Annotated in this window: 21 protein-coding genes and 1 pseudogene; 18 read left to right on the top strand and 4 right to left on the bottom strand. The window is 71.0% G+C overall.

Annotated features, from left to right (window positions below):
* Positions 1–187 precede the first annotated feature (187 nt).
* The 3 genes from rpsB to AWC30_RS00565 are packed head-to-tail and all read left to right on the top strand — an operon-like array spanning position 188 to position 3,306.
* Positions 188–1,030, top strand: coding sequence for a 30S ribosomal protein S2 (gene rpsB / locus AWC30_RS00575; RefSeq protein WP_085107380.1), 843 nt, complete (start codon positions 188–190; stop codon positions 1,028–1,030).
* 1 nt (position 1,031) lies between these two features.
* Positions 1,032–1,847: a translation elongation factor Ts gene (tsf, locus tag AWC30_RS00570; RefSeq protein ID WP_085107378.1), complete on the top strand. Its 816-nt coding sequence runs from the start codon at positions 1,032–1,034 to the stop codon at positions 1,845–1,847.
* A gap of 52 nt (positions 1,848–1,899) precedes the next feature.
* Positions 1,900–3,306: an amidase gene (locus tag AWC30_RS00565; RefSeq protein ID WP_085107375.1), complete on the top strand. Its 1,407-nt coding sequence runs from the start codon at positions 1,900–1,902 to the stop codon at positions 3,304–3,306.
* Here AWC30_RS00565 and AWC30_RS00560 read toward each other — a convergent pair.
* On the bottom strand, positions 3,297–3,725 hold the full coding sequence (locus AWC30_RS00560; RefSeq protein WP_085107372.1) for a MarR family winged helix-turn-helix transcriptional regulator: 429 nt from the start codon (positions 3,723–3,725) through the stop codon (positions 3,297–3,299). The genes AWC30_RS00565 and AWC30_RS00560 overlap by 10 nt on opposite strands.
* A 45-nt stretch (positions 3,726–3,770) precedes the next feature.
* On the opposite strand from AWC30_RS00560, the gene AWC30_RS00555 reads away from it, so the two are divergent.
* The 5 genes from AWC30_RS00555 (at position 3,771) to rlmN (ending at position 7,918) form a co-directional block, all read left to right on the top strand.
* Entirely contained in the window at positions 3,771–4,463 is a 693-nt protein-coding gene (locus AWC30_RS00555) for a class I SAM-dependent methyltransferase (RefSeq protein WP_085107370.1), read from the top strand.
* A 111-nt stretch (positions 4,464–4,574) separates the two neighbouring features.
* Entirely contained in the window at positions 4,575–5,333 is a 759-nt protein-coding gene (gene pyrH / locus AWC30_RS00550) for a UMP kinase (RefSeq protein WP_085107367.1), read from the top strand.
* 9 nt (positions 5,334–5,342) lie between these two features.
* Positions 5,343–5,900, top strand: a complete 558-nt coding sequence (gene frr, locus AWC30_RS00545) for a ribosome recycling factor (RefSeq protein ID WP_085107364.1) — start codon at positions 5,343–5,345, stop codon at positions 5,898–5,900.
* 21 nt (positions 5,901–5,921) lie between these two features.
* Positions 5,922–6,794, top strand: coding sequence for a phosphatidate cytidylyltransferase (locus AWC30_RS00540; protein WP_085107361.1), 873 nt, complete (start codon positions 5,922–5,924; stop codon positions 6,792–6,794).
* 26 nt (positions 6,795–6,820) lie between these two features.
* Entirely contained in the window at positions 6,821–7,918 is a 1,098-nt protein-coding gene (gene rlmN, locus AWC30_RS00535; protein ID WP_085107358.1) for a dual-specificity RNA methyltransferase RlmN, read from the top strand.
* Between the two features lie 128 nt (positions 7,919–8,046).
* Here the strand turns inward: rlmN and AWC30_RS00530 are convergent, their stop codons facing one another.
* Both AWC30_RS00530 and AWC30_RS00525 read right to left on the bottom strand, forming a co-directional pair.
* Positions 8,047–10,077, bottom strand: coding sequence for an MMPL family transporter (locus tag AWC30_RS00530; RefSeq protein ID WP_109561866.1), 2,031 nt, complete (start codon positions 10,075–10,077; stop codon positions 8,047–8,049).
* A 45-nt stretch (positions 10,078–10,122) separates the two neighbouring features.
* On the bottom strand, positions 10,123–10,377 hold the full coding sequence (locus AWC30_RS00525) for a DUF2631 domain-containing protein (RefSeq protein WP_085107352.1): 255 nt from the start codon (positions 10,375–10,377) through the stop codon (positions 10,123–10,125).
* Positions 10,378–10,552: 175 nt separating this feature from the next.
* On the opposite strand from AWC30_RS00525, the gene dxr reads away from it, so the two are divergent.
* The 10 genes from dxr (at position 10,553) to AWC30_RS00475 (ending at position 21,355) form a co-directional block, all read left to right on the top strand.
* Positions 10,553–11,734: a 1-deoxy-D-xylulose-5-phosphate reductoisomerase gene (gene dxr / locus AWC30_RS00520; RefSeq protein WP_085107350.1), complete on the top strand. Its 1,182-nt coding sequence runs from the start codon at positions 10,553–10,555 to the stop codon at positions 11,732–11,734.
* Positions 11,731–12,945, top strand: coding sequence for a M50 family metallopeptidase (locus AWC30_RS00515; RefSeq protein ID WP_085107348.1), 1,215 nt, complete (start codon positions 11,731–11,733; stop codon positions 12,943–12,945). The genes dxr and AWC30_RS00515 overlap by 4 nt, the downstream gene beginning before the upstream one ends.
* 35 nt (positions 12,946–12,980) lie before the next feature.
* A complete protein-coding gene (gene ispG / locus AWC30_RS00510; protein WP_085107346.1) occupies positions 12,981–14,159 on the top strand; it encodes a flavodoxin-dependent (E)-4-hydroxy-3-methylbut-2-enyl-diphosphate synthase in 1,179 nt (392 codons plus the stop codon).
* A gap of 36 nt (positions 14,160–14,195) precedes the next feature.
* Positions 14,196–15,050 (top strand): GNAT family N-acetyltransferase, encoded by an 855-nt coding sequence (locus AWC30_RS00505; RefSeq protein ID WP_085107343.1) that lies wholly within the window; start codon positions 14,196–14,198, stop codon positions 15,048–15,050.
* Between the two features lie 94 nt (positions 15,051–15,144).
* Complete coding sequence (locus AWC30_RS00500; protein ID WP_085107341.1) at positions 15,145–16,950, top strand: penicillin-binding transpeptidase domain-containing protein; 1,806 nt, start codon at positions 15,145–15,147, stop codon at positions 16,948–16,950.
* 99 nt (positions 16,951–17,049) lie between these two features.
* Positions 17,050–17,637, top strand: a complete 588-nt coding sequence (locus AWC30_RS00495; RefSeq protein WP_085107338.1) for a DUF1707 SHOCT-like domain-containing protein — start codon at positions 17,050–17,052, stop codon at positions 17,635–17,637.
* Positions 17,638–17,650: 13 nt separating this feature from the next.
* The gene (gene map, locus AWC30_RS00490; RefSeq protein WP_085107336.1) at positions 17,651–18,508 is read left to right on the top strand and encodes a type I methionyl aminopeptidase; all 858 of its coding nucleotides are present in this window, start codon (positions 17,651–17,653) and stop codon (positions 18,506–18,508) included.
* Positions 18,509–18,512: 4 nt separating this feature from the next.
* The gene (locus AWC30_RS00485; RefSeq protein WP_085107333.1) at positions 18,513–20,000 is read left to right on the top strand and encodes a cobyric acid synthase; all 1,488 of its coding nucleotides are present in this window, start codon (positions 18,513–18,515) and stop codon (positions 19,998–20,000) included.
* A 54-nt stretch (positions 20,001–20,054) separates the two neighbouring features.
* The gene (locus AWC30_RS00480) at positions 20,055–20,621 is read left to right on the top strand and encodes an alpha/beta fold hydrolase (RefSeq protein WP_085107331.1); all 567 of its coding nucleotides are present in this window, start codon (positions 20,055–20,057) and stop codon (positions 20,619–20,621) included.
* Between the two features lie 11 nt (positions 20,622–20,632).
* Complete coding sequence (locus tag AWC30_RS00475) at positions 20,633–21,355, top strand: gamma-glutamyl-gamma-aminobutyrate hydrolase family protein (protein WP_085107675.1); 723 nt, start codon at positions 20,633–20,635, stop codon at positions 21,353–21,355.
* Positions 21,356–21,367: 12 nt separating this feature from the next.
* Here AWC30_RS00475 and AWC30_RS18340 read toward each other — a convergent pair.
* A pseudogene (locus AWC30_RS18340) lies at positions 21,368–21,538 on the bottom strand (HNH endonuclease signature motif containing protein); the annotation flags it as partial.

The raw sequence follows: 21,538 nt of genomic DNA, 5'->3' as shown, positions 1-21,538 counted from the left end.
CACCAGCTCGGACGGTGTAAACTGCCCAACGCGGTCCGTATCAACGGGCTGACTTCGCGTGCCCGCACCACAACGGCGCCACCGAGCGGTCCCTTGCAAGCAAGGGTTCGGTGGACCGGCGGGCACCAGGGCCCGGCCTCACCCGAAGCCGGGCGGAAAACCGACACGAATAAGGAGCCATGGACTAATGGCTGTCGTCACCATGAAGCAGCTGCTGGACAGCGGCACCCACTTCGGGCATCAGACCCGCCGGTGGAATCCCAAGATGAAGCGGTACATCTTCACCGACCGCAACGGCATCTACATCATCGACCTGCAGCAGACGCTGACCTACATCGACAAGGCGTACGAATTCGTCAAGGAGACCGTCGCTCACGGCGGCTCGATCATGTTCGTCGGCACCAAGAAGCAGGCCCAGGAATCCATCGCCGAGGAGGCGACCCGGGTCGGCATGCCGTTCGTCAACCAGCGCTGGCTGGGCGGCATGCTCACCAACTTCCAAACTGTGCACAAGCGGCTGCAGCGGCTCAAGGAGCTCGAGGCGATGGAGCAGTCCGGCGGGTTCGAGGGCCGCACCAAAAAGGAGATCCTCGGCCTGACCCGGGAGAAGAACAAGCTCGAGCGCAGCCTCGGCGGTATCCGCGACATGAACAAGGTGCCCTCGGCGGTCTGGGTCGTCGACACCAACAAGGAGCACATCGCCGTCGGTGAGGCCCGCAAGCTGGGCATCCCGGTCATCGCGATCCTGGACACCAACTGCGACCCCGACGAGGTCGACTACCCGATCCCGGGCAACGACGACGCGATCCGCTCCGCGGCGCTGCTGACCAAGGTGATCGCCTCCGCGGTCGCCGAGGGCCTGCAGGCCCGGGCCGGCCAGGGCGCCGGCGACGGTAAGCCCGACGCCGAGGCCGCCGAGCCGCTGGCCGAATGGGAGCAGGAGTTGCTGGCCTCGGCCACCCCCGCGGCCGCCGAGCCGGCCGCCGCTGCCGCCGCCGCCGAAACCACCACTACGACCACGGAAGGCTGAGATGGCGAACTTCACCGCCGCCGACGTCAAGCGCCTGCGGGAGCTGACCGGCTCCGGGATGCTCGACTGCAAGAACGCGCTCGCTGAGTCCGACGGTGACTTCGACAAGGCCGTCGAGGCGCTGCGGATCAAGGGCGCCAAGGACGTCGGCAAGCGCGCCGAGCGTGCCACCGCCGAGGGCCTGGTCGCCGCCAAGGACGGCGCGCTGATCGAGCTGAACTCCGAGACCGACTTCGTCGCCAAGAACGACGAGTTCAAGGCGCTGGCCGAGGAGGTCGTCGCTGCCGCGGCGGCCGCCAAGACCAACGACGTCGAGGAGCTCAAGGCCGCGAAGGTCGGCGACCGCACGGTGGCCGAGGCCGTCGAGGCGCTCTCGGCCAAGATCGGCGAGAAACTCGAGCTGCGCCGGGTGGCCTACTTCGACGGGACCGTCGAGACCTACCTGCACAAGCGGGCCTCCGACCTGCCGCCGGCGGTCGGGGTGCTGGTCGAGTACGAGGGTTCGGACAAGGACGCCGCCCGGGCGGCCGCCCTACAGGTCGCCGCGCTCAAGGCGCAGTACCTGACCCGCGACGACGTCCCCGCCGAAATCGTCGCCCACGAGCGCCGCATCGCCGAGGAGACCTCGCGCGCCGAGGGCAAGCCCGAGCAGGCGCTGCCCAAGATCGTCGAGGGTCGGCTGGGCGGCTTCTTCAAGGACGTCGTGCTGCTCGACCAGCCGTCGGTCGCCGACAACAAGAAGACCGTCAAGGCGCTGCTGGACGAGGCCGGGGTCACCGTGACCCGGTTCGTGCGGTTCGAGGTCGGGCAGGCCTGAGAGCCGCCGGATAACGCCGCACGGCCGGGCGCGCGTCGCCTAGCGTCGACGCATGCGACACGTGCATGCTTTCGGCGACGACGCGCTCGGTGAGCTCGACGCGGTCGGGCTGGCCGCGGCGATCAGATCCGGCGACGTCACCCGCGCGGCGGCCGTCGAGGCGGCCATCGCCCGGCTGGCGGCGGTCGACCCGGTGCTCAACGGCCTGGCCCACGAGGGGTTCGAGGCCGCTCGGCGGCGGGCCCGCGAACCGGCCGGGGACGGCTTCTTCGCCGGAGTGCCGACGCTGGTCAAGGACAACGTCGACGCGGCAGGGCTGCCCACCATGCAGGGCACCGACGCCTGGCGGCCAAGCCCGGCCGCCGCGGACGGCGCGACCACCGCGCTGCTGCGCGCCCTCGGACTGAACCCGCTGGGCAAATCCCAGCTCAGCGAGTTCGGGTTCAGCGCCGCCGCCGAGCATCCCCGGCTGGGGGCGGTGCGCAACCCGTGGGACACCGACCACACCGCCGGGGCATCCTCGTCGGGGTCGGCGGCGTTCGTGGCCGCCGGTGTGGTGCCGATCGCGCACGCCAACGACGGCGGCGGCTCCATCCGCATCCCGGCGTCGTGCAACGGCCTGGTCGGCCTGAAACCCTCGCGCGGGCGGCTTCCGCTTGACCGCGACTTCGCCCAGATGCCGGTGCGCATCGTCTACAACGGAGTGGTCACCCGCACCGTGCGCGACACCGCGGCGTTCTACCGGGAGGCCGAACGGCGGCACCGCAACCGCAGGATGGCGCCGATCGGCGACGTCACCGGACCGGCCGCCCGCCGGCTCACGGTCGTGGTGGTCACCCGCTCGATCGGGCGGGAGGCCAGCGCGGAGGTGCGCGAACTGACCCTGGGCACCGCGGCCCTGCTGGCCGACCTCGGCCACCGGGTGGAGTACCTCGAGGACCCGCCGGTGCCGGCCTCGTTCGCCGACGACTTCCTGCTCTACTGGGCGGCGTTGGCCACCGCGCTGGTGCGCAGCGGCAAGCAGCGGTTCGGCCCGACCTTCGACCGCACCAAGCTGGACAACCTCACCCGGGGCCTGGACCGCTACGCGATCAGGCGGCTGCACCGGCTGCCGCTGGCGGCGGCGCGGCTGGCGGCCTCCCGGCGCCGCAGCGCACGGTTCTTCCGCGACTACGACGTGCTGCTGACCCCGACGGTGGCTGCCGAAACCCCGCCGGTAGGCCATTTCGATCCCACCGCGGACTACCAGCAGATCATCGACCGGTTGATGGACTGGGTGGCGTTCACCCCGCTGCAGAACGCCACCGGCGATCCGTCGATCTCGTTGCCGTTGACGGTCACCGCGGCCGGACTGCCGCTGGGCATGCTGTTCAGCGCCGCGCGTGGGGACGAGGCCACGCTGCTGGGGTTGGCCTACGAACTCGAAGAGGCCCGGCCCTGGGCGCGGATTCAGGACTGATCGTCGGAGCCCAGCATCGCGAGGAGCCGTTTGAACTCGCGCTGCTCGCCGGGCTTGAGCCGGGACAGGATCGTCGCGTCGGCGCGACGCACCGCCTCTTCCGCGCGGCTGAGCAGCGCTGCGCCGCGGCGGGTCAATGTTGCGGGTAACGCCCGGCCCGATGCCACGGTGGCCGGCCGAGCGACGGCGCCGGCGTCCTCCAGCTTGCGCAGCACGGTGTTCATCGCCTGCGGTGTGACGTTGGTGTGCCGGGCCAGTTCGGCGCTCGACGTGCCGGGGTAGACGGAAAGTATTCGCAGGCAGACGAATTCGGTCAATGACAACTCCAGCGGACGCAGTGCCGCGGTCGCCTCCGGACGCAGCGCGTTGCTGACCCGGTGCAGCAGGTAGCCCAGCGGCGCGTCCTTCGCCTCATTCATATCAATCATATTGACATATATCAGCCACGTTGATATAGATGGTTCATGACTGAATCACCGGAATTCGACTTCGACTTCGACCCCGCCTACCGCGGCGAAGCCGAGTTCGGCGCCGGCGCCCGGCCACCGTGGAGCATCGGCGAGCCCCAGCCGGAGATCGCCGCGCTGATCGAGCAGGGCAAGGTGCGCGGCACCGTGCTCGACGCCGGGTGCGGGGAGGCCGCCGTCTCATTGGCGCTGGCCGAACGCGGCCATGACACCGTCGGGTTGGACAACTCGCCGACCGCCATCGAACTGGCCACGGCCGAGGCCGCCCGGCGCGGGCTGGCCAACGCCACCTTCGCGGTCGCCGACATCGCCGACTTCGACACCTGGCCGGCCGGCTCGGAGAACCGATTCGACACCATCATCGACTCGACGCTGTTCCACTCGATGCCCGTGGAGTTGCGCGAGGGCTACCAGCGGTCGATCGTGGCCGCCGCCAAGCCCGGCGCGTCCTACTTCGTACTGGTCTTCGACCGGGCCGGCATGCCCGACAGCCCGGCCAACCCGGTGACCGAGGAGGAGCTGCGTGAGGTGGTCGGTGCCCACTGGGTCATCGACTCGGTCCGACCCGCCCGCATCCACGCCAACTTCCCCGACCAGATGCCCGAGCAGTTCCCGGTGCTGGACCTGCGCGACGAGCCCGGCGGGCGCAAGTCGGTGCGCGGCTGGCTGCTCTCGGCGCATATGGGCTAGCGACGCCGACCCGGGCAGGGGCCGCGGCCTGCGATGAGGCAGGATGGGTGGGGCCGTCCGGGGCCGTGACCCGGATGGCGCTTCCATGCCAGCACCTGCCGAGGAGGCCCGATGGGCGAGCCGCACCGCGCCGACCACGGCCAGCCGCCCCCCGGGGGACTCCAGCCGAAATACCGTCGAGTACTGCTCAAACTCGGCGGTGAGATGTTCGGTGGCGGCCAGGTCGGCCTCGACCCGGACGTGGTCGCTCAGGTCGCCCGCGAGATCGCCGAAGTGGTCCGCGGCGGCGCGCAGGTCGCCGTGGTGATCGGCGGCGGCAACTTCTTCCGCGGCGCCCAGCTGCAGCAGCGCGGCATGGAGCGGATGCGCTCGGATTACATGGGCATGCTCGGCACGGTCATGAACAGCCTGGCCCTGCAGGACTTCCTGGAGAAGGAAGGCATCGACACCCGGGTCCAGACGGCGATCACGATGGGCCAGGTGGCCGAGCCCTACATCCCGCTGCGGGCGCAACGGCACCTGGAGAAGGGCCGGGTGGTGATCTTCGGCGCCGGCATGGGGCTGCCGTACTTCTCCACCGACACCACCGCCGCGCAGCGCGCCCTGGAGATCGGCGCCGACATCGTGCTGATGGCCAAGGCCGTCGACGGGGTGTTCACCGACGACCCGCGGGTCAACCCGGACGCCGAACTGCTCACCGCGATCAGCCACCGCGAGGTCATCGACCGCGGCCTGGCGGTGGCCGACGCGACCGCGTTCAGCCTGTGTATGGACAACGGCATGCCGATCCTGGTGTTCAATCTGCTCACCGACGGCAATATCGCCCGCGCAGTGGCGGGTGAGAAGATCGGGACACTGGTCAGCAGCTAGGAGGACGTCGTGATCGATGAAGCACTCTTCGACGCCGAAGAGAAGATGGAGAAGGCCGTCACCGTGGCCCGCGACGATTTGGCGACGATCCGAACCGGCCGGGCCAACCCCGGGATGTTCTCCCGGATCGTCATCGACTACTACGGCGCGACCACCCCGATCACCCAGCTGAGCAGCATCAACGTGCCCGAGGCCCGGATGGTCGTGATCAAGCCCTACGAGGCCTCCCAGCTGGGCGCCATCGAGAACGCCATCCGCAACTCCGACCTCGGCGTCAACCCGACCAACGACGGCACCCTGATCCGGGTGGCGGTGCCGCAGTTGACCGAGGAGCGTCGTCGCGACCTGGTCAAACAGGCCAAGCAGAAGGGCGAGGAGGCCAAGGTCGCGCTGCGCAGCGTACGGCGCAAGGCGATGGAGGAACTGCACCGCATCCGCAAGGACGGCGACGCCGGGGAGGACGAGGTCGGTCGCGCGGAAAAGGAACTGGACAAGACCACCCAGCAGTACGTCGGCCAGATCGACGAGCTGGTCAAGAACAAGGAAAGCGAACTGCTGGAGGTCTAGCGACCAGCAGCCCTCAGTGCCGTGGCAGACACCGACACCTCCCGCAACGTAGCGGCCGGCGCCAAGACGACGTCGCGCGCCGGGCGTAACCTGCCGGTCGCGATCACGGTGGGCCTACTGCTGGCCGGAATGCTGGTGGGCACCCTGCTGTTCGGGCCGCCGTGGCTGTGGCTGCTGATCCTGGCGGTGGCCACGCCGATCGCCACCCACGAGGTGGTGCGCCGGCTGCGCGAGGCCGATTTCGACGTGCCGTTCATCCCGCTGTTCCTCGGCGGCCAGGCGATGGTCTGGCTGGCCTGGCCCTACGGGGCGGCCGGGGTGCTGGGCGCCTTCGGCGGCACCGTCGTGGTCGCGATGATCTGGCGGCTGATCAACCACGGGTTCTCCCACACCCCGGTCAACTACCTGCGCGACATGTCCGCCACCGTCTTCCTGGCCGCCTGGGTGCCGCTGTTCATGGGCTTCGGTGTGCTGCTGATCTTCCAGGACCACGGCGCTGCCCGGGTGTTCTGCCTGCTGGCCGCCGTGGTGCTCTCCGACGTGGGCGGCTACGCCGTCGGGGTGCTGTTCGGCAGGCACCCGATGGTGCCTGCGATCAGCCCCAACAAATCCTGGGAGGGCTTCGCCGGGTCGCTGCTGTTCGGGGTGACCGGGGCGGTGCTGGCGGTGACGTTCCTGCTGCCGGGCCGGCAGTGGTGGGTCGGGCTGGCCCTGGGCGTGCTGCTGGTCGTCACCGGCACCCTCGGTGACCTGGTGGAATCGCAGATCAAACGGGAACTGGGCATCAAGGACATGGGGCGCTCGCTGCCCGGCCACGGCGGGATGATGGACCGGCTCGACGGGCTGATGCCCGCGGCCGCGACCACCTGGATCGTGCTGTCGTTGCTGCACTGACGCGCCGACCACCCATACTGGAAGCGATGAAGCAACAGCTGGTGTTCACCGCGCCGCGGCAGGTCGCCCGCCCGCCGCGGCACCTGGCCGACCTGGATGCGGCCGAACGGGCGGCCGCGGTCGCCGAGCTCGGGCTGCCCGGTTTCCGCGCCAAACAGCTGGCGCACCAGTACTACGGCCGGTTGCTGGGTGATCCGCAGCAGATGACCGACCTGCCGGCCGGGCTGCGCGGTGAGATCGGCGACGCGCTGTTCCCGGCGTTGCTGACCCCGGTCACCGAGTTGGCCTGCGACGCCGGGGAGACCCGCAAGACACTGTGGCGGGCGGCCGGCGCGACCACCTTCGAATCGGTGCTGATGCGCTACCCGCAGCGCAACACCGTGTGTATCTCCTCGCAGGCCGGCTGCGGGATGGCCTGCCCGTTCTGCGCGACCGGGCAGGGCGGGCTGAAACGCAACCTGTCGACCGCGGAGATCCTCGAGCAGGTCCGCGCCGCGGCGGCCACCCTGCGCGACGTGCACGGCGACCGGCTGTCCAACGTCGTGTTCATGGGCATGGGGGAGCCGCTGGCCAACTACGCGCGGGTGCTGGCCGCGGTGCGGCGCATCATCTCGGCGCCCCCGGAGGGCTTCGGGATCTCCGCGCGGTCGGTGACGGTCTCGACCGTGGGACTGGCGCCGGCGATCCGCAGACTGGCCGACGAACGCCTCGGGGTGACCCTGGCGGTCTCCCTGCACACCCCCGACGACGAACTGCGCGACACCCTGGTGCCGGTCAACAACCGCTGGAAGGTCAGCGAGGTGCTCGACGCGGCGCGCTATTATGCCGACACCACCGGTAGGCGGGTCTCGATCGAGTACGCCCTCATCCGGGACGTCAACGACCAGCCGTGGCGGGCGGACCTGCTGGGCAAGCGGTTGCACGGCGCGCTGGGTCCGCTGGTCCACGTCAACCTCATCCCGCTGAACCCGACCCCCGGCAGCGAATGGGACGCCAGTCCCAAACCGGTCGAGCGGGAGTTCGTCCGGCGGGTGCGTGCGCACGGAGTGTCGTGCACGGTGCGCGACACCCGCGGCCGCGAGATCGCCGCCGCCTGCGGCCAGCTGGCCGCCGAAGGCGGGTAGCGCCGAGTGCGGGCGAGATGTGGTGGGCCTGCGGCCAGCTGGCCGCCGAAGGCGGGTAGCGCCGAGCGCGGGCGAGATGTGGTGGGTCTGCGGCCAGCTGGCCGCCGAAGGCGGGTAGCGCCGAGCGCTCAGGGCCCGGGAGCCCGCAGCGCCGGCCACCAGATGCGCGGCCCGATCCAGGTGAACACCGCGGGGATCACCAGGGTGCGGACAACGAAGGTGTCCAACAGGATTCCCAGCCCGACGATGATGCCCAACTGCGTCAGCACGATCAACGGCAGCACGCCGAGCACCAGGAACACCGAGGCCAACACGATCCCGGCGCTGGTGATCACCGCGCCGGTTGCCGAGACCGCACGCACGATTCCGTCGCGCGTGCCGAACCCGGGGGTCTCCTCGCGTGCCCTGGTCACCAGGAAGATGGTGTAGTCCACCCCGAGTGCGATCAGGAACAGCAGCGCGAACAGCGGCGTCGCCTGGTCGAGTGCCGGGAAACCGAACACGTGGACGCCGGCCCAACTACCCAGCCCCAGCGCGGCCAGTGCACTGAGCGCGGTGATCGCGACCAGGATCAGCGGCGCCAGCACCGCCCGCAACAACACGTAGAGCACCACCAGCACCACCGCGAGCAACGCCGGGATGATCACCTTCCGGTCGCGGTCGGCGGCGTCGCGCACGTCGAGCGCCTGGGCATCGGAGCCACCGACCAGCGCCGCGGGGTCCACCGCGTGGGCGCTGCCGCGCAGCTCCGCGATCGTGTCGAGCGCCCGGTCGGAAGCCGGCGCGCCGTCGACCACCACCGACCACCGGGTGAGCCCGGACCGGGCCGGCCCCATCGGCCGCACCGAGACCACACCCGGGGTGGCCGCCAACGTCTCACGCATCGCCCCGGCCCGCTCGACCGAACCGATCACCAGGGTGGGATCGGCTGTGCCGCTGGGGAAGTGGGCCGCGAGGGTCTCGAACCCGGTCACCGACTCGGCGCGCACCCGGAACTGCTCGGTCTGGGTCAGCCCCAGCGAAGTGCCCAGCAACCCGGTCGTCAGCACCGCCAGCACCACCAGCGAGCCGACGGTGACCCGCGCGGCGTTGTCGGCGACCCGAGTCGCCACCCGATGCCAGACCCCGGCCTCGGCGACCGACGGGTCGCCCGGCCGGGGGATCAGCGGCCAGAACAGCCGCACCCCGGCCAGCGCGAGCAGCGGCGGCAACACCGCCAGCACGAACAGCACCGCCAGCAGCAGTCCGATCGCCGCCGCGAGCCCCAGGCTGCGGGTGCTCGGCGCGGCGGCCAGCAGCAGCATCGCCACCGCGAGCACCACGGTGGCGTTGCTGGCCAGGATCGCCGGTCCGGCCCGGGCCACCGCGGTGCGCAGCGCCGCCCGGTGCTCGGCGGTGCGGGTGAGTTCCTCGCGGTAGCGGGAGATCAGCAGCAGCGCATAGTTGGTGCCGGCGCCGAACACCAGCACGCTGGTGATCCCGGCGGTCGACCCGTCCACGCTCAACCCGGCCGTGTCCACCAGGGCGGTGCCCACCGCCGCGGAGACCCGGTCGGCGAGCCCGATCACCAGCAGCGGTAGCAGCCACAGCACCGGGGAGCGGTAGGTCAGGATCAGCAACACCGCCACCACCAGCGCGGTCACCACGAGCAGGGTGACGTTGGCGCTGGTGAACGCGTCGGCGATGTCGGCGCCGAAGGCCGGCCCGCCGGTGACCTGGGCGCGCAGCCCGTCGGCGAGGCCGTCGGTGGCCGCCGAGCGCAGCGCGGTGACGGTGTCGTCGAGGGCGAAGCCGGAGAGATCACCGGCGATCGGCACCGGGCTCAGTGCGGCGCGGCTGTCCTCGGCGATGACCAGTGGCGGCGTGCTCACCTCGTCGGCGTCGACGACGGCGGCCATCCGCGCGCGGGCCCGTTCGATCTCCCCGATGTCGGCGCTGAGCAGCGCGGTCCCGTCGACGCGGGTGGCCACCAGGATGACGGCCGGCTGTCCGCCGGGGAACTCGGCGCGCAGCGCCTCAGCGCGGGCCGACTCCGAATCCGGCGGCAGCAACTCGGGGGAGCGGTCGGCGCCGCCGGAGGGGCCGCACAGCACGGTCAGCGCCCCGAACAGGGCTGCAAGAGCGAGCGCGACGAGCCAGGAACGGCGCCCGGTGACCACACCGGCGAACCGCTCCCAACGGGGTTGAGACCCGGTGTTCAGCGGCTACCGCAGCCAGCCGCGCCGGCGCAGCCACCAGTCGCGGACCAACACCGCGACGCCGAGCACGGCGAACACGATCAGGTACGCGTCCTCGACATGGCCGACGTGGTTACCGTGCAGCATGAGCAGCAGGAACCCGATGACCCCCAGCCCGACCAGGTACCAGGTGCGGTAGTTGATACGGCTCCATCCCCAGTCGGCGGACGGTACATCGGCGGTATCGACGCCGCTGTGGCGCTCCACTTCGGTGCTGACCACGACGACTCCTCCTACTCGGGCGCGAAACGATGACGAGCAACGAACGCTCGGATGCATATTGTGGCATACCGCTGCGCCCGCACGGCCCGTAGCGTGGCGTTATGGCCGCACCGCGAACACCGATCTGAGGGACGGCCGGTTAACGATTCGGGTCCGTTGACGGCACAATGGGCGGGTGAGCACCACCCGCCGCCGCGTCCTGATCCTGGGCTCCACCGGCTCGATCGGTACCCAGGCGTTACAGGTCATCGCGGCAAACCCGGACCGCTTCGAGGTGGTCGGGCTGGCCGCCGGTGGCGCTGATCCCGACCTGATCGCCCGCCAGCGCGCCGAGACCGGGGTGCGCGCGGTGGCCGTCGCCGACGAACGCGCCGCCGACGCCGTCGGCGACGTGACCCACCGCGGCGCGGACGCCGCCACCCGACTGGTGGAAGACACCGACGCCGACATCGTGCTCAACGCGCTGGTCGGCGCGCTGGGCCTGCGCCCGACCCTGGCGGCGCTGGCCACCGGCGCCCGGCTGGCGCTGGCGAACAAGGAGTCGCTGATCGCCGGTGGTGCGCTGGTCACCAAGGCCGCCGCGCCCGGCCAGATCGTGCCGGTGGACTCCGAGCACTCCGCGATCGCCCAGGCGCTGCGCGGCGGCGCCGCGGGCGAGGTCGCCAAGATCGTGCTCACCGCCTCCGGCGGGCCGTTCCGCGGCTGGTCGGCCGACCGCCTCGTCGGGGTCACCCCCGAGCAGGCAGCCGCGCACCCGACCTGGTCGATGGGCCCGATGAACACGCTGAACTCCGCCTCGCTGGTCAACAAGGGCCTGGAGCTGATCGAAACCCACCTGCTCTTCGGCGTGCCCTACGACGACATCGACGTGGTGGTGCACCCGCAGTCGATCGTGCACTCGATGGTCACCTTCACCGACGGCTCGACGCTGGCCCAGGCCAGCCCGCCGGACATGCGGCTGCCGATCGCGCTGGCGCTGGGCTGGCCGGACCGCATCCCCGCCGCCGCCCCGGCCTGCGACTTCACCGCCGCCTCGAGCTGGGATTTCGAACCACTGGACGCCGAGGTGTTCCCCGCGGTGGAACTGGCCCGACGGGCCGGGCAGACCGGCGGCTGCCTGCCGGCGATCTACAACGCCGCCAACGAAGAGGCCGCGGCCGCGTTCCTGGCCGGCCGCATCGGCTTCCGCGCGATCGTCGACACCATCGCCGAGGTGCTCGACGGAGCCGCGCAATGGAGCGCCGAACCCGCTACCGTGGAGGAGGCGCTCGACGCGCAGCGCTGGGCCCGGGACCGGGCCGCGCGCGTCGTGGAGGCCACCATCGCCCCGGACAGGAAGGTCGTCCCCACCCGATGATGTTCACCCTGGGCATCGTGCTGTTCGCCGTGGCCATCCTGGTCTCGGTGGCCCTGCACGAGTGCGGACACATGTGGGTGGCGCGCGCCACCGGGATGAAGGTGCGCCGCTACTTCGTCGGCTTCGGCCCGACACTGTGGTCCACCCGCCGCGGCGACACCGAATACGGGCTCAAGGCCATCCCGGCCGGCGGGTTCTGCGACATCGCCGGGATGACCGCCGTGGAAGACCTCGCGCCCGACGAGGAAGACCGCGCCATGTACAAGCAGGCCGCCTGGCGGCGGATCGCGGTGCTGGCCGCCGGGCCCGCCATGAACTTCGCCATCGGCCTGGTGCTGATCTACGTCATCGCGATCGTGTGGGGGCTGCCCAGCCTGCACCCGCCGACCGCCGCGGTCATCGGCGACACCGCCTGCGTCGCCCCGGAGGTCACCCAGGGCGAACTGGGCCAGTGCAGCGGGCCCGGACCGGCCGCCGCCGCGGGCATCCGGGCCGGCGACACCGTCGTACGGGTCGGCGACACCCCGGTCGAGGACTTCGCCGGGCTGGCCGCCGCGGTCCGCGACAGCCACGGCATCGTCCCGATCGTCGTCGAACGCGACGGCGAAACCCTGACCACCTACGTCGACGTGACCCCCACCCAGCGCTGGGTCGCCGACCCCGACAGCGGCGAGGCCGCCCCGGTCACCGTGGGCGCGATCGGGGTGGGCGCCGCGGTGCCCGGCCCCACCCACTACAACGTGGTCTCGGCGGTCCCGGGCACCTTCGCGTTCACCGGCGGGCTGGCCGTGGAACTGGGCAAGGCGTTGATCGCGATCCCCACCAAGGTCGGCGCGCTGGTGCACGCCATCGGCGGTGGGGAACGCGGCCTGGACACCCCGATCAGCGTCGTCGGCGCCAGCATCATCGGCGGCGACACCGTCGACCGCGGCCTGTGGGTGGCGTTCTGGTTCTTCCTGGCCCAGCTGAACTTCGTGCTCGGCGCGATCAACCTGGTGCCGCTGCTGCCGTTCGACGGCGGCCACATCGCCATCGCCGCCTACGAGAAGATCCGCAACATGATCCGCTCGGCGCGCGGGATGGTCGCGGGCGCCCCGGTCGACTACCTCAAGCTGATGCCGGCGACCTACGTAGTCTTGGTGTTGGTGGTCGGCTACATGCTGCTGACCGTGACCGCCGATGTGGTCAATCCGATCAAGATATTCCAGTAGGTACCCGACTAAGGACCCGACAAAGGAGAGAAGCCATGACCGTCGGCCTGGGGATGCCGGGGACTCCGGCGCCCACCCTGGCGCCGCGGCGCCCGACACGCCAGCTGATGGTCGGCGATGTCGGCGTGGGCAGCAACTACCCGATCTCGGTGCAGTCGATGTGCACCACCAAAACCCACGACATCAACTCCACCCTGCAGCAGATCGCCGAGCTCACCGCGGCGGGTTGTGACATCGTGCGGGTGGCCTGCCCGCGCCAGGAGGACGCCGACGCGCTGGCCGCGATCGCCCGCAAGAGCCAACTGCCGGTGATCGCCGACATCCACTTCCAGCCGAAGTACATCTTCGCCGCGATCGATGCCGGCTGCGCGGCGGTGCGGGTCAACCCCGGCAACATCAAGGAGTTCGACGGCCGGGTCAAGGAGGTCGCCAAGGCCGCCGGTGACGCCTGCATCCCGATCCGGATCGGGGTCAACGCCGGCTCGCTGGATCCGCGGATGCTGGCCAAGTACGGCAAGGCCACCCCGGAGGCGCTGGTCGAGTCGGCCCTGTGGGAGGCCTCCCTCTTCGAGGAGCACGGGTTCTCCGACCTCAAGATCAGCGTCAAGCACAACGACCCGGTGGTGATGGTCGCCGCCTACGAGCAGCTCGCCGAGCAGTGCAGCTACCCGCTGCATCTGGGGGTGACCGAGGCCGGCCCGGCCTTCCAGGGCACCATCAAATCCGCGGTGGCCTTCGGTGCGCTGCTCTCCCGGGGCATCGGCGACACCATCCGGGTGTCGTTGTCGGCGCCGCCGGTGGAGGAGGTCAAGGTCGGCAACCAGATCCTGGAGTCGCTGAACCTGCGGCCGCGCGGTCTGGAGATCGTGTCCTGCCCGTCGTGCGGGCGGGCCCAGGTCGATGTCTACACGCTGGCCAACGAGGTCACCGCCGGGCTGGAGGGCCTCGACGTGCCACTGCGGGTGGCGGTGATGGGCTGTGTGGTCAACGGCCCCGGTGAGGCCCGCGAGGCCGACCTGGGCGTGGCGTCGGGCAACGGCAAGGGCCAGATCTTCGTCAAGGGTGAGGTGATCAAGACCGTCCCGGAGGCGCAGATCGTCGAGACCCTGATCGAAGAGGCGCTACGGATCGCCGCGGAGAAGGGCTACGAGATCGACCCGGACGCGGATCCGGACGCAACAACCAGCGGTTCGCCGACGATCACCGTAGGCTGAAGCCCAGAGCCCAACCCACCGCGGAAAAGAGTCACGATGTCCGCTCCGCCGCTGTTCCGCCTGGTCGGCGAGCATCGCGTGTCACTGGTGCGCGACGCCGCCGCCGTGCGCCGAGTGCTCGACGAGGACCCGGTCGGTTCCTGCATGGTCGCCGCCCGGGTCGCCGAGCAGGGGGTGGACCCGGCCGCCATCGGCGGCGAGCTGTGGACGCGGCGCGGGGTGGACGAATCGCTGTGTTACGCCGGGGCCAACCTCGTCCCGCTGCGCGGCGGACCCGACGACCTGGCCGCCTTCGCCGACAAGGCGATGAGCGTCGTGCGGCGCTGCTCCTCGCTGGTCGGTCACGCCGAGCTGGTGCTGCCGATGTGGGAACGGCTGTCGCACACCTGGGGTCCGGCCCGCGACGTGCGGGCGTGCCAGCCGCTGATGGCGCTGGACACCTTCCCGCGCTGTCCGCTGGACACCGAGGTGCGTCAGGTGCGCCCCGAGGAGATCGACGCCTACCAGGTGGCGGCCGTCGATATGTTCATCGGCGAGGTGGGGGTCGACCCGCGTCTCGGTGACGGCGGCCGCAGCTACCGGCGCCGGTTGGCCGCGTTGATCGCCGCCGGGCGCGCCTGGGCACGGTTCGAGGACGGCGAGGTGGTGTTCAAGGCCGAGGTCGGCGCGCAGTCCCCGGCAGTCAGCCAGATCCAGGGGGTGTGGGTGCACCCCGAGCACCGGGGCCGCGGGCTGGGCGCCGCCGGCACCGCGGCGCTGGCGGCGGTGATCGTCGGCACCGGCCGGGTGGCCAGCCTGTACGTCAACGACTTCAACACCGTCGCGCTGGCCACCTACCAGCGGGTGGGGTTCGCCACGGTCGGCACGTTCGCGACCGTGCTGCTCGACTGACACGTCGTGACACGGCCGCGACACGACGCGGTCACGGACCGGTTTCGGTGCGCCTCCACCGTTTCGCCCCACCCGGCTTTTAACATCAGCCTCAATGGCAACAAAAACCTCACTGGCATCGGCGGCGGTCGTCGCCCTGACGGTCGGACTGCTCAGCGCCTGCACCCCGCGCCCCGACGGCCCGGCGCCGATCGCCGAGCAGTTCTTCGCCGCGCTGTCCACCGGCGACACGGTGGCCGCCGCCGCGCTCAGCGACAGCCCCGACGACGCCCGCGACGCGCTCAACACGGCCTGGGCGGGGCTGCAGGCCAGCCACCTCGACGCCCAGATCCTCGGCTCCCGCTACACCGAGGACACCGGCACCGTCGCCTACCGCTACACCTGGCACCTGCCGAAGAACCGCACCTGGGCCTACGACGGGCAGCTGAAGATGGTGCGCAACGAGGGCAGTTGGCAGGTGCGCTGGAACGCCACCGACCTGCATCCCAAGCTCGGGGAGAACCAGACCTTCGCGCTGCAGTCCACCCCGGCGCAGCGCGCCTCGGTCAACGAGGCCAGCGGCACCAACGTGCTGGTGCCCGGCTACCTCTACCACTACGCCCTGGACGCCAAGCTCGCCGGACCCGAGCTGATGCGCACCGCGCAGGCGGTGATCGGCGCGCTGCACCCCTTCGACGAGACCTTCAACGACCCGCAGGCGCTGGCCGAGGAGGCCAGCTCGCTGACCGGGCCGCGGGATCTGATCACCCTGCGCCGCGACGACCACAACCGGGTCGCCCCGCTCATCGGCGAGCTGCCCGGGGTGGTCGTCACCCCGCTCGCCGAACTGATGCCCACCGACGAGAAGTTCGCGCCCGCCCTGGTCAACCAGGTCAAGCAGGTCGTCGTCGACGACCTCGACGGCGAGTCGGGCTGGCGGGTGGTGACCGTCAACCAGAACGGCGTCGACGTCGCGGTGCTGCACGAGGAGGCGCCGACCCCGGCCCCGTCGGTCTCGATCACCCTGGACCGCGCCGTGCAGACCGCCGCCCAGAACGCGGTCGACATGCGCGGCGGGCCGGCGATGATGGTGGTGATCAAACCCTCGACCGGAGAGATCCTGGCCGTCGCGCAGAACGCCGCCGCCGACCGCGAGGGCCCGGTGGCCACCACCGGGCTCTACCCGCCGGGTTCGACGTTCAAGATCATCACCGCGGGCGCGGCGATCGAACGGGATCTGGCCACCCCCAACACGCTGCTGGGCTGCCCGGGAACCGTCGACATCGGTCATCGGGTGGTGTCGAACTACAACCGCTTCGACCTCGGCGCGGTGCCGCTGTCGCGCGCGTTCGCCAGCTCCTGCAACACCACCTTCGCCGAACTGGCCAGCCGGATGCCGCCGCGCGGACTCACCCAGGCGGCCGCCCGCTACGGCATCGGGCTGGACTACCACGTCGCCGGGATCAACACGGTGACCGGCTCGGTGCCGCCCACCGTCGACCTGGTGGAACGCACCGAGGACGGCTTCGGTCAGGGCCGGGTGCTGGCCAGCCCGTTCGGGGTGGCGCTGGCGGCCGCCACCGTGGCCGCGGGCAAGACCCCGGTGCCGCAGCTGATCGTCGGTCGGCCCACCGAGACCGTCGGCGAGGCCGCCCCGGTCAGCCCGGCGATGATCGAGGGGCTGCGCTCGATGATGCGGCTGGCGGTCACCAACGGCACCGCCCGCGAGATCGCCGACTGCGGCCCGGTGTTCGGCAAGACCGGGGAAGCGGAGTACCAGGGCGGCTCGCACTCCTGGTTCGCCGGTTTCCGCGGCGACATGGCGTTCGCCTCGCTGATCATCGGTGGCGGCAGCTCGGAGTACGCGGTGCGGATGACCAAGACCATGCTCGAGGGCCTACCCGGCGACTTCCTGGTCTGACCTGCCGGTCCGGCTGTCCGGTCTGGACGACGCGGGGTGGTGTCCGGGTAGGCTCGCGGCTGAACGCCCAGCTCGGCCCCGAGCACGTCAGGAAGAGCCATGACCGACATCGGTGAGAACCCCGTCGCGCTGCGGATTTCCGACGCCGACCGCAACGGCACCCTGCGCAGGTTGCACCGCGCGGTCGCCCTCGGCCTGATCGACATCGACGAATTCGAACAGCGCTCGGTCGCGGTGTCGCACGCTCGGCTGCGCCCCGAGCTCGACGCCCTGGTCGAGGACCTGCCCGGACCCGGCGCGATCGCCACCTCCACCACCGACCGGGTGGAGCTGCGCGGCTGGGCCGGCTCACTGAAACGCCACGGCGAATGGGTGGTGCCGACCCGGCTGGCGCTGGTGCGCCGGATGGGTTCGGTGGACCTGGACCTGACCCGGGCCCGCTTCGCCGGGCCGGTGGTGATCATCGAGCTCGACATGCGGTTCGGGTCGGTGCAGGTGCGGTTGCCCGCAGGCGCGAGCGCCTCGATCGACGACGTGCAGGCCTTCGTCGGCAGCGTCCGGGACCGCCGCAAAGCGCCGCAGGCCGAAGGGGTGCCGCACGTGGTGTTCACCGGCCGGATGATCTGCGGCTCGGTGGAGATCCGCGGGCCGCGGCGACGGTCGTTCCTGCGGCGGCACCGATCCTGACTAAGCTGGCCTGATGTCCGTTCGTGCCGCACTGAGCCCCGGCGTCGTCTCCCCGACACTGCCGGTGCCCAAGTCCATCGCCCGCCCGGAATACGTCGGCAAACCCACCGCCGACGAGGGCAGCGAACCCTGGGTCCAGACACCCGAGGTGATCGAGAAGATGCGCATCGCCGGGCGTATCGCGGCCGGCGCGCTCGCCGAGGCCGGCGCCGCCGTCGCGCCCGGGGTGACCACCGACGAACTGGACCGCATCGCCCACGACTACATGGTCGACCACGGCGCCTACCCGTCGACCCTGGGTTACAAGGGCTACCCGAAATCCTGCTGCACCTCGGTCAACGAGGTGATCTGCCACGGCATCCCGGACTCCACCGTGCTCGCCGACGGCGACATCGTCAACATCGACGTCACCGCCTACATCGACGGTGTGCACGGCGACACGAACGCCACCTTCCTGTCCGGCGACGTCAGCGAGGAGCACCGGCTGCTGGTGGAGCGCACCGAGGAAGCGATGATGCGCGCCATCAAGGCCGTCAAGCCCGGTCGGGCGTTGTCGGTGATCGGCCGGGTCATCGAGGCCTACGCGAACCGGTTCGGCTACAACGTCGTCCGCGACTTCACCGGCCACGGCATCGGCACCACGTTCCACAACGGTCTGGTGGTCCTGCACTATGACCAGCCGGCCGTGCAGACCGTCATCGAACCCGGCATGACCTTCACCATCGAACCGATGATCAACCTCGGTTCGCTGGAGTACGAGATCTGGGACGACGACTGGACCGTGGTGACCCGGGACCGCAAGTGGACCGCGCAGTTCGAGCACACGCTGGTGGTCACCGACACCGGCGCTGAGATCCTCACCCTGCCGTGACCCGGTGAGCGGCGCGCTGCTGGTGGCCGGCACCAGCTCCGACGCCGGCAAATCGCTGGTGGTCGCCGGCCTGTGCCGGGTGCTGGCCCGCGACGGCGTGCGGGTGGCGCCGTTCAAGGCACAGAACATGTCCAACAACTCGGTGGTCACCGCCGAAGGCGGGGAGATCGGCCGCGCGCAGGCGGTGCAGGCCCGCGCCGCCGGGCTGGAGCCGTCGGTCCGGTTCAACCCGATCCTGCTCAAACCCGGCAGTGACTCCACGTCACAGCTGGTGGTCCGTGGCCGCGTCGTCGACACCGTCAGCGCCGCAGACTATTTCACCCACCGGGAGCGGTTGGCCGGAGTGGTCGCCGATGAGCTGGCCGGGCTGCGCGCCGAATTCGACGCGGTCATCTGTGAAGGTGCGGGTTCACCGGCCGAGATCAACCTACGCGCAACAGATCTGAGCAACATGGGCCTGGCCCGGGCGGCAGGCCTGCCGGTCGTGGTGGTCGGCGACATCGACCGCGGTGGACTGCTGGCACACCTGTACGGCACCGTCGCAGTGCTCGACCCGGCCGACCAGGCGCTGATCGCCGGGTTCGTCGTCAACAAGTTCCGCGGTGACCCGGGATTGCTGCAACCGGGGCTGGACCAACTCGCCGGGCTCACCGGAAGGCCGACCTACGGGGTGCTGCCCTACGCGCCGGAGTTGTGGCTCGACGCCGAGGACTCGGTGTCGGTGCAGGCGCACCGGGTGTTGGGCTCACCCCGGCCGCCACGCGGTGACCAGTGGCTGCGCATCGGCGCGATCCGGCTGCCGCGGATCTCCAACTCCACCGACGTGGAGGCGCTGGCCTGCGAACCCGGGGTGTTGGTCCGTTGGATCACCGACCCTGCCGACGCCGCCGACACCGACGTGCTGGTGCTGCCGGGCAGCAAGTCCACCCTCGCCGACCTGGGCTGGTTACGCACCTGCGGGCTGGCCGACGCGGTGATCGCACACGCCGAGGCCGGGCGGCCGGTGCTGGGCCTGTGCGGCGGATTCCAGATGCTGGCCCGCACCATCATCGACGGCACAGCGATGACCGGGCTGGGCCTGCTCGACGCTGACATCGAGTTCGAGCCGGTCAAGTTGCTGCGCCGCTGGCAGCACCCGATGACCGGCTACGAGATCCGGCACGGCCGGCTGCGCCGCTGCGCGGCGGACACCTGGTTCGCCGCCGACGGCGCCGCGCAGGGTTGGCGACGCGACGGCGTCTACGGCACCCACTGGCACGGCCTGTTCGACAACGACGCCTTCCGCCGGGGCTGGCTAGCCGAGGCCGCGGCGGCCGCGGGCCGGGACGGCTTCGTCGTCGCCGACGATGTGGACGTCGCCGCGCGGCGCGACGCGCAACTCGACCGGATCGCCGACCTGCTCGTCGCGCACCTCGACCTCGGGGCGCTCGTCGGCCTGCTGGCGGACGGGCCGCCGGCACGGCCGACGCTGGTCTCAGGATTGCGGGAGTAAGCCCAGCCGCACCAAAACGCCCCCAACCGGGCCCGACGCCGGTAGCCTGCGGAAATGCCCTCGACCATGACGACCGTCGACGGGTTCCCCATACCGGTCGACGTGGCCGGTCCCGAGGGGAGCCCGGTGGTCGTCATGCTCAGCGCGGCGCAGCGCACGGTCGCCGCCTACGACGCGGTCTGCCGCCGGTTGCACACTGCGCATCTGCGCACGGTGGTCATCGGCCCCGATCCGCGGCTCAGCCCGAAGTCGGTGGTCGGCATCATGGACTCGCTGGACATCCGCTGGGGTGTGGTGGTCGGCGACCGCGCCGGCGGCGGGGAACTCGCCTGGGAACTGGCCGCGACCCGACTGGACCGCTTCACCGGCCTGGTCGCCATCGACCGCGGTCACCCCCGTGCCCCCAACACCGAGGGCGTCGTGCTCGACGAACACTGCCCGCCGGTGGAGATCAACACCACCGTGCTGGTCAGCACCAACGCGACCCGGCGGGTGGCCGACGCCAGCCAGCCCTACGTCTACAGCGACTTTCGGGTGGTGGATCTGGCCGGCCGACGCAGCGCGGCGGAGGCCACCGCACAACTGGCCTCCGAGATCGTGCTGCGCATCAGCACCTGGTGACGTCGGGCGGCATGGCTGCATCGGTTGCCGGCCCGCTGCTGGGCGTCACCACCTACCGCGAGCAGGCCCGCGCCGGCATCTGGGATGTGCCTGCCGGTTTCCTGCCCGCCACCTATCTCGACGCGATCGTGGCCGCCCGGGGAGTGCCGGTGCTGCTGCCCCCGCAGCCGGGCGGCGCGGAGGTCGCCGAAGCGGTGCTGGGCCGCCTGGACGGGTTGGTGCTCACCGGCGGGCGCGATCTGGATCCGGCCGGCTACCGGCAGCGCGCGCACCCGGCCACCGACGAGTTCCAACCCGACCGGGACCGGTGGGAGTTCGCGCTGCTTGACGCGGCCCGACGGTTGCAGCGCCCGGTGCTGGGCATCTGCCGGGGCGCCCAGCTGCTCAACGTCGCCTGCGGCGGCACCCTGCACCAGCACCTGCCGGAGGTGATCGGCCACGACGGCCACTGTGCGGGCGACGCCGTGTTCACCACCCGCAGCGTGACCACAGTCGCCGGCAGCCGACTGGCCGAGATTCTCGGACCGCAGGCCCGGGTGCCGTGCTATCACCACCAGGCGATCGCCGAGCTCGGGGCCGGGTTGACGGTGGCCGCCCGCGGCGACGACGGGGTGATCGAGGCGGTCGAGTCACCCGGCGAGCGGTTCGTGCTCGCGGTGCAGTGGCATCCCGAGGAGGACCCGGGCGACTTGCGGCTGTTCGCGGCGGTGGTAGCGGCCGCGCGGGGACATTGAGGCTCTTCGGGCTCAGGGTGCGTCGCTGTCGTCGTCGCTGTCGTCGTCGCTGTTGTCGTTGTTGGTGTTGCCGGTTTCGTGGAGGAGTTTTTCGGGGTGGTGGTAGCGGTTGGTGCGGGGTTGGCCGTGGTCGAGGTGGGGTGGGGGGATGGTTTCGGTTTCGCCGTGGTGGTTTTTGCGGGT

This window comes from Mycolicibacillus trivialis, assembly GCF_002102395.1.
GTDB lineage: Bacteria > Actinomycetota > Actinomycetes > Mycobacteriales > Mycobacteriaceae > Mycobacterium > Mycobacterium triviale.
This window is presented reverse-complemented; position numbering and strand designations above follow the sequence as displayed.

Coding starts and splice junctions, on each gene's coding strand:
- AWC30_RS00480 (WP_085107331.1), top strand. CDS start 20,055: ATGCCCTCGACCATGACGACCGTCGACGGGTTCCCCATACCGGTCGAC.
- AWC30_RS00500 (WP_085107341.1), top strand. CDS start 15,145: ATGGCAACAAAAACCTCACTGGCATCGGCGGCGGTCGTCGCCCTGACG.
- ispG (WP_085107346.1), top strand. CDS start 12,981: ATGACCGTCGGCCTGGGGATGCCGGGGACTCCGGCGCCCACCCTGGCG.
- AWC30_RS00505 (WP_085107343.1), top strand. CDS start 14,196: ATGTCCGCTCCGCCGCTGTTCCGCCTGGTCGGCGAGCATCGCGTGTCA.
- pyrH (WP_085107367.1), top strand. CDS start 4,575: ATGGGCGAGCCGCACCGCGCCGACCACGGCCAGCCGCCCCCCGGGGGA.
- AWC30_RS00495 (WP_085107338.1), top strand. CDS start 17,050: ATGACCGACATCGGTGAGAACCCCGTCGCGCTGCGGATTTCCGACGCC.
- AWC30_RS00555 (WP_085107370.1), top strand. CDS start 3,771: ATGACTGAATCACCGGAATTCGACTTCGACTTCGACCCCGCCTACCGC.
- AWC30_RS00565 (WP_085107375.1), top strand. CDS start 1,900: ATGCGACACGTGCATGCTTTCGGCGACGACGCGCTCGGTGAGCTCGAC.
- AWC30_RS00515 (WP_085107348.1), top strand. CDS start 11,731: ATGATGTTCACCCTGGGCATCGTGCTGTTCGCCGTGGCCATCCTGGTC.
- rpsB (WP_085107380.1), top strand. CDS start 188: ATGGCTGTCGTCACCATGAAGCAGCTGCTGGACAGCGGCACCCACTTC.
- rlmN (WP_085107358.1), top strand. CDS start 6,821: ATGAAGCAACAGCTGGTGTTCACCGCGCCGCGGCAGGTCGCCCGCCCG.
- AWC30_RS00475 (WP_085107675.1), top strand. CDS start 20,633: ATGGCTGCATCGGTTGCCGGCCCGCTGCTGGGCGTCACCACCTACCGC.
- map (WP_085107336.1), top strand. CDS start 17,651: ATGTCCGTTCGTGCCGCACTGAGCCCCGGCGTCGTCTCCCCGACACTG.
- AWC30_RS00560 (WP_085107372.1), bottom strand. CDS start 3,725: ATGAATGAGGCGAAGGACGCGCCGCTGGGCTACCTGCTGCACCGGGTC.
- tsf (WP_085107378.1), top strand. CDS start 1,032: ATGGCGAACTTCACCGCCGCCGACGTCAAGCGCCTGCGGGAGCTGACC.